General features: G+C 65.3%; 17 protein-coding genes. 15 read left to right on the forward strand and 2 right to left on the reverse strand.

The window, feature by feature from the left end; translation table 11 throughout:
• Positions 1-153 precede the first annotated feature (153 nt).
• On the forward strand, positions 154-1146 hold the full coding sequence (locus tag G9408_RS00200; protein WP_168452194.1) for an amidohydrolase family protein: 993 nt from the start codon (positions 154-156) through the stop codon (positions 1144-1146).
• Positions 1147-1328: 182 nt separating this feature from the next.
• Here the strand turns inward: G9408_RS00200 and G9408_RS00205 are convergent, their stop codons facing one another.
• Together G9408_RS00205 and G9408_RS00210 are read right to left on the reverse strand one after the other, a co-directional pair.
• Positions 1329-1775, reverse strand: coding sequence for a VOC family protein (locus tag G9408_RS00205; protein ID WP_120217059.1), 447 nt, complete (start codon positions 1773-1775; stop codon positions 1329-1331).
• Positions 1776-1787: 12 nt separating this feature from the next.
• Positions 1788-2591, reverse strand: a complete 804-nt coding sequence (locus G9408_RS00210) for an aspartate dehydrogenase (protein WP_168452195.1) — start codon at positions 2589-2591, stop codon at positions 1788-1790.
• Between the two features lie 186 nt (positions 2592-2777).
• Between G9408_RS00210 and G9408_RS00215 the strand changes: the two genes are divergently transcribed.
• The 14 genes from G9408_RS00215 to dmpG all read left to right on the forward strand — a co-directional run bounded on the left by G9408_RS00215 (position 2778) and on the right by dmpG (position 14590).
• Positions 2778-3605, forward strand: coding sequence for a sulfite exporter TauE/SafE family protein (locus G9408_RS00215; protein WP_168452196.1), 828 nt, complete (start codon positions 2778-2780; stop codon positions 3603-3605).
• A 149-nt stretch (positions 3606-3754) separates the two neighbouring features.
• The gene (locus G9408_RS00220; protein ID WP_235957422.1) at positions 3755-4672 is read left to right on the forward strand and encodes a fumarylacetoacetate hydrolase family protein; all 918 of its coding nucleotides are present in this window, start codon (positions 3755-3757) and stop codon (positions 4670-4672) included.
• Positions 4673-4674: 2 nt separating this feature from the next.
• Positions 4675-5712 (forward strand): ABC transporter substrate-binding protein, encoded by a 1038-nt coding sequence (locus G9408_RS00225; RefSeq protein ID WP_235957423.1) that lies wholly within the window; start codon positions 4675-4677, stop codon positions 5710-5712.
• Positions 5712-6269: a VOC family protein gene (locus G9408_RS00230; protein WP_168452199.1), complete on the forward strand. Its 558-nt coding sequence runs from the start codon at positions 5712-5714 to the stop codon at positions 6267-6269. The genes G9408_RS00225 and G9408_RS00230 overlap by 1 nt, the downstream gene beginning before the upstream one ends.
• Positions 6266-7021 (forward strand): ABC transporter permease, encoded by a 756-nt coding sequence (locus G9408_RS00235; RefSeq protein WP_168452200.1) that lies wholly within the window; start codon positions 6266-6268, stop codon positions 7019-7021. Before G9408_RS00230 ends, G9408_RS00235 begins: the two co-directional genes overlap by 4 nt.
• On the forward strand, positions 7006-7767 hold the full coding sequence (locus G9408_RS00240) for an ABC transporter ATP-binding protein (RefSeq protein WP_328804335.1): 762 nt from the start codon (positions 7006-7008) through the stop codon (positions 7765-7767). Before G9408_RS00235 ends, G9408_RS00240 begins: the two co-directional genes overlap by 16 nt.
• Positions 7767-8594 (forward strand): alpha/beta fold hydrolase, encoded by an 828-nt coding sequence (locus G9408_RS00245; RefSeq protein WP_168452202.1) that lies wholly within the window; start codon positions 7767-7769, stop codon positions 8592-8594. Before G9408_RS00240 ends, G9408_RS00245 begins: the two co-directional genes overlap by 1 nt.
• Positions 8591-10069: a 2-hydroxymuconic semialdehyde dehydrogenase gene (locus G9408_RS00250; protein ID WP_168452203.1), complete on the forward strand. Its 1479-nt coding sequence runs from the start codon at positions 8591-8593 to the stop codon at positions 10067-10069. The genes G9408_RS00245 and G9408_RS00250 overlap by 4 nt, the downstream gene beginning before the upstream one ends.
• Before the next feature lie 9 nt (positions 10070-10078).
• Positions 10079-10858, forward strand: a complete 780-nt coding sequence (locus tag G9408_RS00255) for a 2-keto-4-pentenoate hydratase (protein WP_168452204.1) — start codon at positions 10079-10081, stop codon at positions 10856-10858.
• The gene (locus G9408_RS00260; RefSeq protein WP_168452205.1) at positions 10855-11304 is read left to right on the forward strand and encodes a RidA family protein; all 450 of its coding nucleotides are present in this window, start codon (positions 10855-10857) and stop codon (positions 11302-11304) included. The genes G9408_RS00255 and G9408_RS00260 overlap by 4 nt, the downstream gene beginning before the upstream one ends.
• A gap of 4 nt (positions 11305-11308) precedes the next feature.
• A complete protein-coding gene (locus tag G9408_RS00265) occupies positions 11309-11848 on the forward strand; it encodes a 3-hydroxyanthranilate 3,4-dioxygenase (RefSeq protein WP_168452206.1) in 540 nt (179 codons plus the stop codon).
• Positions 11845-12630, forward strand: coding sequence for a 2-keto-4-pentenoate hydratase (locus tag G9408_RS00270; protein ID WP_168452207.1), 786 nt, complete (start codon positions 11845-11847; stop codon positions 12628-12630). The genes G9408_RS00265 and G9408_RS00270 overlap by 4 nt, the downstream gene beginning before the upstream one ends.
• Entirely contained in the window at positions 12627-13556 is a 930-nt protein-coding gene (locus tag G9408_RS00275; protein WP_168452208.1) for an acetaldehyde dehydrogenase (acetylating), read from the forward strand. The genes G9408_RS00270 and G9408_RS00275 overlap by 4 nt, the downstream gene beginning before the upstream one ends.
• Positions 13553-14590, forward strand: a complete 1038-nt coding sequence (gene dmpG, locus G9408_RS00280) for a 4-hydroxy-2-oxovalerate aldolase (RefSeq protein WP_168452209.1) — start codon at positions 13553-13555, stop codon at positions 14588-14590. The genes G9408_RS00275 and dmpG overlap by 4 nt, the downstream gene beginning before the upstream one ends.
• Positions 14591-14612 lie beyond the last annotated feature (22 nt).

Raw genomic sequence — 14612 nt, forward strand, 5'->3', positions numbered from 1 at the left:
TATCCATTTTATAATAGCGAGGGCAAGTCTCGGGATTATTGTTGATAGCGAAGCCCCGTTACCCACGGTCATGGCCTGCGCCCGATCCGGCGAGCAGGCACGACGGCGAACGGGGATGCGGCAATAGTCATGACCAAAGAGGCTTCACAAAAAATGGCGGTCATCGACATGCACAGCCATTTCTTTCCCTTGATGGATGCGGATTATCGCGCCTGGGCGGAAACCGAGGGGCTGCCGTGGCTGCACGATGCCGGCGGCGGCGAGGGTTTCATCATGCAGGGGGCAAGCGAGTTTCGCCCCGTCGATGACATTTTGTGGGATCCCGCGCGGCGGGTCGAGGCGCTCGATGCGCAGGGCATCGATTTGCAGGTCATCTGCGCCACCCCGATCATGTTCGGCTATAGCCGCCCGGCGGCGAAGGCGCTGGAATGTGCGCAGCGCTTCAACGACGAGGCGCTGATCTTCTGCAACTATGCGCCCGATCGCATGAAGGCCTTGGCGCAGGTGCCACTCCAGGACATCGACCTGTCGTGCGCCGAAGTCAGCCGCGCGATGGCGACCGGCCATCTGGGGGTCCAGATCGGCAATCATATGGGGCTGCGCAACCTCGACGATGCGGGAATTCAGACCTTTCTGACCCATTGCGCCGATGTCGGCGCCGCCGTGCTGATCCATCCATGGGACATGATGGCGCGCGAGCGGATGCCCAAATATATGCTGCCTTGGCTGGTCGCGATGCCCGCGGAGACGCAGCTGTCGATCCTGTCGTTGATCCTGTCGGGCGCGTTCGAGCGACTGCCGAGGAACCTGCGCATCTGTTTTGGCCACGGCGGCGGCAGTTTTGCCTTCCTGCTCGGCCGCGTCGAAAATGCCTGGACCCACCGCGACATCGTGCGCGTTGATTGCCCCAATCCGCCGTCGAGCTACGTCGATCGCTTCTTTGTCGATTCCGCAGTGTTCGATCCGCGCGCGCTCAGCCTGCTGATCGATGTGATGGGCGAGGATCGGGTGCTTCTGGGATCCGACCATCCGTTCCCGCTCGGCGAGCAGGACATCGGATCGTTGGTGATGGGGCATGACGGATTGAGCACCGCGCAGAAGGGAAAGATCATGAGCGGTAACGCGAAGGCGTTCTTGGGTTTGTAGCGCACACCAGTCATTTCGTCATTGCGAGCGAAGCGAAGCAGTCCAGGGTGGCGTTAAACCGCTCTGGATTGCTTCGCTTCGCTCGCAATGACGATGTAAACTACACATGCGGACATCAAAAAGGGCGACCGGAGCGATACTCCGGCCGCCTTCCTTTGTTGCGTGCTCATGCGGCGCTGCGTTCAATCTGCTTTGGGCGCACCCTGAAAACTCTCGGTCCCCGCCCAGCCGCGTTCGGACACGTCGACCATGACATTTTCGGGGCCGGTCATTTTATATTCGGCATTGTCCTTGGCAGGGTTCTTGCCCAGCCCCTGCGCCAGATTGACGTCGTGGCGCGGCGCGTAGCCCGAGTTTTCGAACCGCTCGACGACCGCGGCGATGTCGTCGCACTGAAAACCGATGTGGTGCAGCCCGGTATAGCCTTCGGGGAATTCCATCCCCGCTGCGGGCCGGTTCTTGAAGCACAGGAGCGCGATGTTGATGTGGCCGTCGGTGACATAATAGCCGCGCGCGTTGCGGCTATCGATCTTGCCGGCCAGCGTCCAGCCGAGCACGTCGGTGAAGAAGCCGACCGAATTGTCGGGGTCGGCGGATGCGATCGCCACATGGCGCAGGCGGGTGGTCATGATTGGGCCTTTCTAGGTTCCGATACGGATGGGGCTGACGAGATCATTGAGCGCCGCGACGATACTCTGCGCGGTGATCCGGCCGGTGCCGGGGTTCTCGTCGGTGGGAATATTCTCGATGATCAGTTCAAAGCGCGCGCTGTCGGAATCGACGATGATGCGGTGGGTGTTGCGCTCGAGCGCCGGGTCGGCCCAGATTTCGAGCCGGGTCAGCGCCGGGCCGATCCCCGCCATGCCGAGCGCCGCGGCGACGTTGACGTTGGCGGGAAAGGCCATCGCCCCTTCGAGCGCGCTGCCCGCGAAGATTTTCAGCGGCTCGGTAAGCTCCGAAAGGTCGATGCGGTTGCGTACGACATGTTCGGCCTTGATCAGCGACTTTACCGGCTTGCGCGTGACCATCGTCACCGAGTGGATGGTACCGAGGGCGGCGGCGCGGACGGCGTCGAGCCCGAGCAGCGCACCCGTCGCCAGGATGATGCGCCCGCCATGCGCGCGGGCGATCTCGATCGCTTCGGGCCATTGCATCAGCGCCGCGCCACTGACCGTCACCAGCGTTTTACCCGCGCCGAGCGTCGCGGTGGCAATGTCCCGAAAGGCGGCCGTGGGGGCGCTGTCGACGATGACGTCCGATACAGCGACGAGCTCGGTAGTGTCGACGATCGGAACCGGCGAGCGCAGCTGCGCCATCGCCGTGGCGGCGCGTACCGGGTCGCCCGCCGATACCGCGGCGAGTTCCAGCGGCAGCGCGCTTGCTTCGATATGGCGCGCCACGACGCGCCCGATGGTGCCGAACCCGGCGATGCCAATCTTCATCATGGCATCGGCGCTACGGGGTCTTTGCTATATGCGATAATATCCAATCGCCGCACTGCTATCCCTGAAAATATATAGAATGCTCGACCGCGATTGTTATATATTTTTCGTTATATATGAGCTCATTTTCTATCTTTGACTGAATATCAGGCAATCCGCACAAGCAGGATCGAACTTGCGGGGGAGCCGATGCATTCGCTTTTGAATCCTGATCTGCTGACGCTGGCGGCGATGATGCTGCTGACCGGAGCGGTCGGCGGCGTAATTGCCGGACTGCTGGGCGTCGGCGGCGGGATCGTCATCGTCCCGGTGCTCGACCTGGTGCTCGCGGCGCTCGATGTCGACAGCGCGGTGCGGATGCATGTCGCGGTCGCCACCTCGCTTGCGACGATCGTGCCGACCGCCATCTCGTCGTCGCGCGCGCATCATGCCAAGGGCGCGGTCGATCGCGATCAGTTGCGCCGCTGGGGCATCGCCATCTTTCTGGGCGCGATTGCCGGCGTCCTGCTCGCGTCGCGGGTGAGCGGCGACATGTTGTCGGCGGTGTTCGGGATTGTTGCGCTGATCGTCGCGATCAAGATGTTGTTGCCGCTGGAGGGCAAGCATATCGCCGACGCCGTCCCCGGCGGACCGCTGGGGCAGGCCATCCCTTTTGGCATCGGCGGCATTTCCAGCATGATGGGGATTGGCGGCGGGACGCTCAGCGTGCCGGTGATGACCCTGTTCAATGTCCCGATCCACCGCGCGGTCGGGACCGCGGCGCTGTTCGGCCTGTTGATCAGCGTTCCCGCGACCGCGGCGTTCGTCGTCACCGGCTGGAATGTCGAGGACCTGCCGCCCGGCAGCCTCGGCTATGTCAATCTGATCGGCTTCGCGATCATCGCGCCGGTGTCCTACCTGACCGCGCCGTGGGGTGCGCGCATCGCGCATGCGCTGTCAAAGCGGCAGCTGAGCCTGATGTTCGGCTTGTTCCTGACCGTCGTCGCGGTGCGGATGCTGATCCGGGCGTTCGGATAGATGCGATGCCTCGCCCCCCTCACAATTTTGACCCGCCCGCTGCGCCACGCCGTTTCGATCGCCGCACGGCGCTTGTGCAGATCGGGAGCGCCGCGCTCGCCTGCGCCGCGCCCGCGCTTGCCCGTCCCCCTCGAAAGAAAGATCACCGCATGACCTGGTTCGCCCTTGCCACCCGCGCCGGAGCCGAAGGCCCGCGCCCCGTAATCCAGGTCGGCGACGCCTTTCACGACCTTCATGATGCTGCCGGCGCGCACGGCTTTGCCGCGGTCGCGGCTGATGTATCGACGATCATCCGCGATTGGGACGCCCGGCGTGATGCGCTGTTCGCGCTCGCCCGGGCGCTCGACAATGTTTCGGGCGGCATGGCGGCGCCCCAGCTCGCCGCCCCGTTCGAACCGCGCCGTATCTTTGCCGCCGCATCGAATTTCATCGAACATGCCGAGGAAATGCAGACGAAGCTGGCGGCCAAGACCGACAGCGAACCCTATATTTTCCTCAAGACGGTCGAAAGCATTGTCGGCCCCGGGGCGACGGTCGTCGTCCCGCCGCAGGTGTCACGCCCTGACTGGGAAGTCGAGCTGGGGGTCGTGCTGGGGCGACCCGGCAAGAATATCGCGGTGGCCGACGCGCACGCGATGATCGCAGGTTATACGATCGTCAACGACGTCTCGGCGCGCGACCGCACGCGGCGCAGCGACTTCCCTTTTTCGCACGACTGGTTCCGCGGCAAGAGCTTTGACAGCTTCACCCCGCTCGGCCCGGTGTTCGTGCCGCGCGATTGCCTGGGCGATCCGCACGACATTCGCTTGGGGCTGAAGGTCAACGGCGAGACGATGCAGGACGGCAATACGTCCGAGATGATCTTCAACATCTATGAGCAGATCGCCTATCTCTCGACCATCCTCGAACTGCGCGCGGGCGACCTGATCGCGTCGGGTACGCCCGCCGGGGTCGGCATGGGGCGCGGGGTGTTCCTGAAGGATGGCGATGTGATGACCGCGTGGGTCGACGGCATTGGCGAACTCGCCAATCCGGTTGCGGCGCCGCACCTGCCGAAAGGAGCATGATCATGGCCGCCTTGTCCCGCCGTTCGCTGTTGGTCCCGATCCTGATCGTCGCGGGAATCGCGGCGCTGACATTGTGGAGCGCCTTTGGCGGCAGCGCATCCAAGGCGGTGTCGCAAGCCGACACGCGCAACGTCCGCTTCAACATGGCCTGGCTGCCGCAGGGCAGCATGGCCGGTGTCTTTGTCGCGCAGGACAAGGGATATTTCGCCGAGGCCGGGCTGAATGTCGAAACCGTGCGGGGATTTGGCGGCATCCGGACCGCGAACGAGCTCGATCAGGGCATGTTCGAATTTGCCTATATCGACCCGCTGTCGGTGGCGCTCAACCGGTCGAAAGGCGGCGCGGCGAAGATGATCGGCGGCATCAATATGCGGCTGCCCGCGGGTGCCTGCTTCGTCAAGGAACGCCACCAGATCGCCAAGCCCGCCGACCTCGCCGGCCTGCGCTTCGGCGCCGGGCAAAGCTCGGCTATCCAGGCGCTGCTCCCCGCGTGGCTGAAGGATAATGGCGTCGATCCGGCGCGCGTCGAACAGATCCAGCTTGATCCGGCGATCGTCGTGTCGTCGCTTGTCGAAGGGCGCATCGACGCCGCCGAATGCTGGCTGGGCAATTCGATGGCGCTGTTCGACAAGGCGGCGAAGGTAAAGGGCGTGACGATCGGGCGCATCGCCTACGCCGATTTCGGGCTCGACGTGTACGGCAGCGGCTTCGCGACGCGCGATGCGCTGATCGACAAGGAGCCCGAACTGGTCCGCGCCTTCCTGACGGCGGCCTATCGCGGCTATGCCGACGCAGCGCGCGATCCGAAGGGCGCGCTCGCGATCCTGCGCAAGCATCATCCGCTGCTCGACGAAGCGGTGACCGAACGGCAGATCCGCGAAACCGCCACGCTGATGGCGGCCGAAGGAGGATCGCACCGCCTGAACCCCGAAAAGATCGCGCGAACCGTGACCTATCTGCAGGCGAGCGGCCAGTTGCAGGGCTTTGATGCGACCGCGGCGCTGTTCACCAATGCCTTCGTGCCGACGGGGACGCGGTGATGACCGATCCCGCCGCCTATCGCCCGCGACCAACACGGCTTGGCCATCTGGTGCTGAAGGTACGCGACATCGATCGTTCGCTCGCTTTCTACACCGAGGTGATGGGCCTCGAGGTGTCCGACTGGATCGACCATCAGATGGTGTTTTTGCGCGCCGGTGAGGACCATCATGATCTGGCGCTGCTGCAACTCCCGCCCGGTCACACGGCGACGCCCGAGGGACATTTTCCGGCGGTCGAGCATTTTTCCTATCGCCTCGAAAGCATGGACGAGATGGAAAAGGTCGCGGCGATGCTGATCGCGCGCGGTATCACCATCGACCGCGGTATCGGCAAGCATGGCCCGGGGGCGAACAGTTTTCTGGTGTTCCGTGACCCCGACGGCAACAATGTCGAATTCTACACCGACATGACGCGGATCGACGCCGACCATCCCTACACCCCGTCGGTTTGGGACGGCAAACGGCTGGAAACATTCGACCGCTGGCAGCTGGAGCATTTTCTGGTGCCGCCACCGGCGCGTATTCAGTCACTGGTCGACGAGGAGGGAGGGCAATGAGCGCATCGCCCATCACTCGCGATCGTCTGATCAGCATAGGCTTTTTCCTCCTTCTCGGCCTTGGCTGGGAGTTCGGTGTGCGCTGGTCGGGGGTGCAATCCTATCTGTTGCCGCCGCCGAGCGCGATTCTCGCCGAACTGTGGCAATCGCGCGCGCCGATCCTGGCGCAAAGCCTGGTCACGCTGACCGAGGTGTTCTGGGGCTTCATCATCGCGGTGGCGCTGGGGGTGCCGATCGCGGCGCTGATCTTTTTCTCTCGCACCGCGAAGCGCACTGTCTATCCCCTGTTCGTCGCGTTGCAGAGCATTCCCAAGATCGGGCTGGCGCCGCTGATCGTCGTCTGGTTCGGCTATGGGCTGACGTCGAAACTGATCATGGCGTTCCTGTTCGCCTTTTTCCCGATCATCATCTCGACGCTGGGCGGGCTGGCCAGCACGCCCGCCCATCTTGAAGAGCATTTCCGCGCCCTGCGCGCGTCGCCGATGCAGAGTTTCTGGCGGCTGCGCGTTCCCGCAGCGCTGCCGAGCATCCTCGACGGGTGCAAGGTCGCGATGCCGCTCGCCGTCATCGGTGCGGTGGTCGGCGAATTTGTCGGATCGAACGACGGGCTGGGCAATCTGATCCTGACCGCATCGGGTTCAGGGCACACGAAGCTGACCTTTGCGGCATTGATCGCAGTGACGTTGATGTCGCTCATTCTTTTCTACAGCGTGGCCTATTGGGAACGCTTCATCTGGTGGCGGGCAGCATGAGTGCGGTGATTTCGATGGCGAGCGTCGGCAAGACGTTCGGCGACCTGCGCGTGCTGGGCGATGTCAGCGCCGAAATTGGTGCCGCGGAGTTTGTTTCGGTCCTAGGCCCGTCGGGCTGCGGAAAAAGCACATTGCTACGTCTGATCGCCGGGCTGACGTCGTTCGAGGATGGCAGCATCTGCTTCAATGGTGCCGAGGTGACGACGCCCGCGCCCGAAATGGGGTTCGTGTTCCAGACATCAAACCTGCTGCCCTGGCTTACCGTGCGCGACAATCTGCTGCTCGGCGTCGACCTCGATGCCGCGATGCAGCGGCCCAGCGACGCGGCGTTCGCCGAGCTTGTCGAAACGCTGGGGCTGACCGGGTTCGAGGCGAGCCATCCGCACCAGCTGTCGGGCGGGATGCGGCACCGCGTCGCCATCGGACAGGCGCTCGCCCGCAACCCCCAGGTGTTGTTGATGGACGAACCCTTTGGCGCGCTCGACGCCTTGACCCGCGACCGACTCAACATGGAGTTGCTGCGGATCTGGCAACGCGATCGAAAGACCGTGGTCCTGGTCACGCACAGCATTTCCGAAGCGGTGCTGCTGTCCGACCGGGTGCTGGTGATGTCCGAACGGCCGGGAACGATCGTCGAGGATGTCCGCATTGACCTGCCGCGCCCGCGCGACCCCAGCGTCACGCGCGAGGATCCGGCGTTCGGCGACTATGTCGTACGGCTCAGCAAATTGATGGGAGTATCGTGATGGACAGCGGCCTATTGGCGACCGCGGGCGCCGAAATCTATTGGCAGGCGCATGGACAGGGGCCGGCGGTGGTGCTGGCGCACGGCATCGGCGGCAATCATGCGATCTGGTATCGCCAGCTCGACGCGCTGGCGCGGTCGAACCGCGTCATCCTTTTCGATCATCGCGGCTTCGGACTGTCGCGCGACCTGGATGGGCGCGGGCGCGATGGCTTCGTCGATGACCTTGCGGCGCTGCTCGACCATCTGGGCGAGGCGAAGGTCGCGCTGGCCGGTCAGTCGATGGGAGCGGGCACCTGCATCGGTTTTGCCCACCGCGTGCCCGAACGGGTCGCGGCGCTGGCAATCTGCGACAGCCTGCATGGGATCGCCGAAACGGGCGAGGTCAAGGCGATCATGGACGCAGCGCGGGCGAAGACCGCCGCGATGGGGCAGATCGAGCGCGTGCTGGGTGCCGCCGCGCCGCGCGAGCTGGCAGCGCTCTATGCCCAGATCGCCAGCTTCAACGCCGCCGATCGCCACAGCCTGACCGGGCGGTTCGACGCGCAGCCCGCGGCGGCGCTGAGCGGCAAGGGATTTCCGGTCCTGTTCCTGTGCGGGACCGACGACAGGCTGTTCCCGGTCGAGGCGGTGCGGATGGTGCAGGCCGAGGTCGCGGGATCGTTTCTGGTCGAGATCAACGACGCGGGCCACTCGGCGTTTCTGGAACAGCCTGTGCAGTTCAACGACACGCTCCTGTCGCTGCTCCAGATGGCGGGGCATCTCGGGAAAGGCGGTGCGGCGCATAGCAACACCGCAGGCTATGCGCGCGTCGGAGGGCAGGCATGACCGATACGGCTTATCCCTTCGCGAACCGCGCGATCCAGAACTATGTCGACGGCGCGTTTGTCGCGACCGATGCGCGATTCGATAATGTGAACCCCGTCACGGGCGAGGTCGCAACCCGCGTGTCGCTGGCCGACCAGCCGCTCGTCGACCGCGCCGTTGTCGCCGCGCGGCGGGCGCTGAAGGGGCCGTGGGGCAAGATGTCGCAGGCCGAACGGTGCAAGCTGCTCATCCGCGTCGCCGAAGGGATCGAGGCGCGCTTCGACGAATTTGCGGCGGCCGAAATCGCCGACACCGGCAAGTCGCTGCATCAGGCGCGCACGATCGACATCCCGCGCGGCGCCGCCAATTTCCGTGCCTTCGCCGGGCTCGCCGAGGCGCGCGCGATGCCGAGTTTCCGCACCGACCTTCCCGACGGGCGCAGCGCGATCAACTATGCGATCGCGCGGCCGCTGGGTGTCGTCGCGATCATTTCGCCGTGGAACCTGCCGCTGCTGCTGATGACGTGGAAGGTCGCCCCGGCGCTCGCCTGCGGCAATGTCGTTGTCGTGAAGCCGAGCGAGGAAACGCCATCGACCGCAACGCTGCTGGCCGAGGTGATGGATGCGGCGGGGGTACCGCCGGGGGTGTTCAACCTGGTCCATGGCTTTGGCGCTGCATCCACCGGCGAGTGGCTGACTGCGCATCCCGACATCGACGCGATCACCTTTACCGGGGAATCGGCGACGGGCGGTGCGATCATGCGCGTCGCGGCGGCGGGGGTGAAGCCGGTGTCGTTCGAGCTTGGCGGCAAGAACGCCGCGCTGGTCTTTGCCGATTGCGATTTCGACGAGGCGGTGGCGGGGACGGTGCGGTCGGTGTTTTCCAACTGCGGCCAGGTGTGCCTGTGCACCGAGCGCGTCTATGTCGAGCGGCCGATTTTCGACCGCTTCGTCAAGGCGCTGGCCGAGCGCGCCGCGGCGCTGACCATCGGCGATCCCTGGTCGGGCGCCGACATGGGGCCGCTGATCTCGCACAGCCATCGCGACAAGGTGCTCGGCTATTACCAGCTCGCGCGCGACGAGGGGGCGACGGTGGTGACGGGCGGCGGAGTGCCCGCGTTCGGGAGCGCGCTCGACGATGGGGCGTTCGTTCAGCCGACGATCCTGACCGGACTCGGCCCCGATGCCCGCTGCGTGCGCGAGGAGATTTTCGGCCCGGTCTGCCATATCGCGCCCTTTGACCGCGAGGACGAGGCGATCGAACTGGCGAACGACAGCGCTTATGGGCTGGCGGCGGCGATCTGGACCCGCGACGTCGGACGCGCGCACCGTGTCGCCGCCCAGATGGAAACGGGGATCGTTTGGGTCAATGAATGGTTCCTGCGCGACCTGCGCACGCCGTTCGGCGGGATGAAATTGTCGGGCATCGGGCGCGAGGGCGGCGAACATTCGCTGGGCTTTTATTCCGAGCCGACCAATATCTGTGTGAAGCTGTAAGAGGATCCTATGGCCGACATTGCTGCCATTGCCGCAAGGCTCGACGCCGCCGCCCGTGAGGCAAGGGCGATCGCGCAAATCACCGGGCAGGAGGGCGAATTGTCGCTCGCCGACGCCTATGCGATCCAGCGCGCCGCGATCGCCCACCGGCTGGCGCGCGGCGCGGCGCTGGTCGGGGTCAAGATGGGGTTCACCAGCGAGGCCAAGATGGTCCAGATGGGGCTGACCGACCAGATCTGGGGGCGGCTGACGTCGGACATGGTGGTCGCGAACGGCGCCGCGATCGACCGCGCGCGCTTCATCCATCCGCGCGTCGAGCCCGAGGTCGCGGTGCGGCTGAAAGCGCCGCTGGCGGGCGAGGTGACGCGGGAGGAAGCGCTGGCGGCGGTCGATGCGGTCGCGGCGGCGCTGGAGATTATCGACAGCCGCTACGAAAATTTTCGTTTCGCGCTGGGCGATGTGGTCGCCGACAATGCCTCGTCATCGGCCTTTGTCGTGGGGCCGTGGCTGTCCGCCACCACCGACGTCGCCGATGTCGCGATGGCGATGCGGGTCGACGATGTCGTCGTCGAGACCGGGTCGAGCGCGGCGATCCTGGGCGACCCGATCCGCTCGCTCGTCGCCGCGGCGCGGTTGGCGGGGGCGGCGGGGCTGACGTTGCAGCCGGGCTGGACGATCATGCTGGGCGGCGCGACCGCGGCGGCGGCGATCGGGTCAGCGCGCGCGGTGTCGCTCGACGCCGCGCATCTCGGCCGCGTCGGCTTCACGATCGCGGGAGAGGCGGCATGAGCGGCGCGCGCGCCAAAAATGGAGGGGGCCGGGTCATTCCCGGCAAGGCGCGGCCGCGCGGGCGCTTTCCGCATTATCGCCGCGCGGGCGATTTCGTCTTCGTATCGGGCACCAGCTCGCGGCGGCCCGACAATAGTTTTGCGGGTGCGTCGGCGGACGAATATGGCACCGTCAGCCTCGATATTCGCGAGCAGACACGCACGGTGATCGAGAATATTGCGGCGATCCTGACCGATGCGGGCGGATCGCTGGCCGATGTCGTCGATGTGACGAGCTTCCTCGTCAACATGAATGATTTCGGCGGCTATAACGCAGTTTACGCCGAGTTTTTCGATGAAGCGGGTCCGGCGCGTACGACGGTCGCCGTCCACCAGCTTCCCCACCCGCACCTGCTGATCGAGATCAAGGCGACCGCCTTCGTCCCGCGCGCACCCACGAAAGGATAGCGACATGCTGACCTATGGATTGCCCTTCAACTTCCGCCAGTGGATCGAGGATCACCGCGATGTCCTGAAGCCGCCGGTCGGCAATGCGCAAATCTGGGAGGATGCCGATTTCATCGTGACGGTCGTCGGCGGCCCGAACCAGCGCACCGATTATCATGTCGATCCGCTGGAGGAATTCTTCTTCCAGCTGGAAGGCGACATGAACCTGCGTCTGTGGACCGACGAGGGTCCGAAGGATATGCCGATCCGCGAGGGCGACATCTTTCTGTTGCCGCCGGGCGTGCCGCATTCGCCGCAGCGCCCGGTGCCGGGCAGCGTCGGGCTGGTGATCGAACGCAAGCGGCCCGACGGGATGATCGACGCCTTTCAATGGTATTGCGACGATTGCGGTCACATCGTCCACCGCGTCGAGGTGCAACTGAAAAGCATCGTCCGCGACCTGCCGCCGCTGTTTGCCGCCTTTTACGCTAGCGAGGAGCTGCGCACCTGCGGTCATTGCGGCGCGGTGCACCCCGGCAAGCATGCGCCGGAGGCCGCGGGATGACCGATGGGCTCAACCATGCCGCACGGCGGCTGCGCGATGCCTATTCGGGCAGGGCGATTGCGCCGCTGCGCGATGTGCTGGCGCCGACCGACGCCGACGGCGCTTACGCGGTGCAGACGATCAACACGCGCTTCTGGGAAGCGCAGGGGCGGCGGATCGTTGGGCGCAAGGCGGGGCTGACGGCAAAGGCGGTGCAGGTCCAGCTGGGCGTCGACCAGCCCGATTTCGGGGTGCTGTTTGCCGATATGCAGATTGCCGATGGCGGCTCGCTCGATCCGGCGCGCACGATCCAGCCGAAGGCCGAGGCGGAGATTGCGTTCGTGCTCGGCGCCGACCTTCCCGCCGCCGATACGAGCGTGGAAGAGGTCGCGGCGGCGGTCGCGAGCGTCCACGCGGCGATCGAGATTGTCGACAGCCGCATCGCCGACTGGAAAATCACCTTTGCCGACACGGTGGCGGACAATGGCTCATCGGCCTTTTTCGTGATTTCCGAAGCGGGGCTGCCGCTCGCGGGCCTCGACCTCGAAGGCGCGGCGATGGAAATGGATGTCGGCGGCAAGACCGCCTCCACCGGGTTGGGCGCCGCGGCGCTCGGCAACCCGATGAACGCTGCGGCGTGGCTGGCGCAAACATTGGCGGCGCGCGGCGAACCGCTCAAGGCAGGCGACATCCTGCTCGCCGGGGCGCTGGGGCCGATGGTGGCGCTTACCCCCGGCGATCATGTCGAGGCGCGGATCGCCGGGATCGGCTCGTGCAGCTTCACCTATGGGCCGGTGCGATGAGCAAGGCCAAGGTAGCGATCATCGGATCGGGCAACATCGGCACCGACCTGATGATCAAGATCATGCGCCTGTCGGATGTGCTCGAGATGGGCGTCTTCGTCGGCATCGATCCCGAGAGCGACGGGCTGAAGCGCGCCGAGGGGCTGGGGGTGCCGATCACCGCCGACGGGCTCGATGGGCTGGTCGCCATGCCGGGCTTTGCCGACATCGCGATCGTGTTCGACGCGACCTCGGCGGGTGCGCATCAGCGGCACAGCGAGGTGCTGATCGCGCACGGCAAGCGCGTCATCGACCTGACCCCGGCGGCGATCGGTCCCTATACGATCCCGCCGGTGAATGGCGATGCACATCTCGATGCGGCAAACGTCAATATGGTGACGTGCGGCGGGCAGGCGACGATCCCGATCGTCGCGGCGGTGAACCGTGTCGCTAAAGTGCATTATGGCGAGATCGTCGCCTCGATCGCTTCGAAAAGCGCGGGGCCGGGGACGCGGGCCAATATCGACGAGTTCACCGAAACGACCAGCCGGGCGATCGTCGAGGTCGGCGGCGCAACGCGCGGCAAGGCGATTATCGTGCTCAACCCCGCCGAGCCGCCGCTGATCATGCGCGATACCGTCTATTGCCTGTGCGATGACGGCGATCGTGACGAAATCGCCCAGAGCATCGCGGCAATGGTCGCCGAGGTGCAGGCCTATGTACCCGGCTACCGGCTCAAACAGGCGGTGCAGTTCGAAAGCATCGGCAGCAATGCGTCGCTGCGCATCCCCGAAATGGGCGGCAGCTTTACGGGGCTGAAGGTCAGCGTGTTCCTCGAGGTCGAGGGCGCGGCGCATTATTTGCCTGCCTATGCCGGCAACCTCGACATCATGACATCGGCGGCACTGAAGACCGCCGAGAAGATGGCGCAAAGGCTGGCCGCATGACCTTGGATCCCATGACCACCAAACTCTATATCCAAGACGTCACGCTGCGCGACGGGATGCACGCGATCCGCCACCAGTACGGCCTCGATCATGTCCGCGCGATCGCAAAAGCGCTCGACCGGGCGAAGGTCGACGCGATCGAGGTCGCGCATGGCGACGGGTTGCAGGGGTCGAGCTTCAACTACGGCTTTGGCGCGCATACCGACTGGGAGTGGATCGGCGCGGTGGCCGAAGTGCTCGAGCATAGCGTGCTCACGACCCTGCTGCTGCCCGGCATCGGCACCATTCACGATCTGAAACATGCCCATGACATGGGCGTGCGCTCGGTGCGGATTGCGACCCACTGCACCGAGGCCGATGTCGCGAAGCAACATATCGAGTTTGCGCGCGGCATCGGCATGGACGTGTCGGGCTTCCTGATGATGAGCCACATGTCCGAACCCGACGCGCTCGCGCAGCAGGCGCTTCTCATGGAAACCTATGGCGCGCACTGCGTCTATGTCACCGACAGCGGCGGTGCGATGACGATGGACCAATATGCGGCGCGCTTGCAGGCCTATGATCGGGTGCTGAAGCCCGAAACGCAGCGCGGCGTGCACGCCCACCACAACCTCAGCCTGGGCGTCGCGAACAGCATCGTCGCGGTGCAAAATGGCGCGGTGCGCGTCGATGCCAGCCTGGCGGGCATGGGGGCGGGAGCGGGCAACGCGCCGCTGGAGGTATTCATCGCGGCGGCCGACGTCCATGGGTGGAACCATGGATGCGATCTTTACGCGCTGATGGACGCGGCGGAGGATCTGGTGCGGCCATTGCAGGACCGTCCGGTGCGTGTCGACCGCGAGACGCTCACCCTCGGCTATGCCGGGGTGTATTCGAGCTTCCTGCGCCACGCCGAAAAAGCAGCCGCCGACCACGGCCTCGACACCCGCGCGATCCTCGTCGAACTTGGTCGCCGCAAGATGGTCGGCGGGCAGGAGGACATGATCGTCGACGTCGCGCTCGACATGCTCTCGGCGGGCAAGCTCGCAGGGTAAACCGGCATTCGGCGCGAAGCGC

Origin of the sequence: Sphingopyxis microcysteis (assembly GCF_012274265.1) — a bacterium.
Classification (GTDB): domain Bacteria; phylum Pseudomonadota; class Alphaproteobacteria; order Sphingomonadales; family Sphingomonadaceae; genus Sphingopyxis; species Sphingopyxis microcysteis.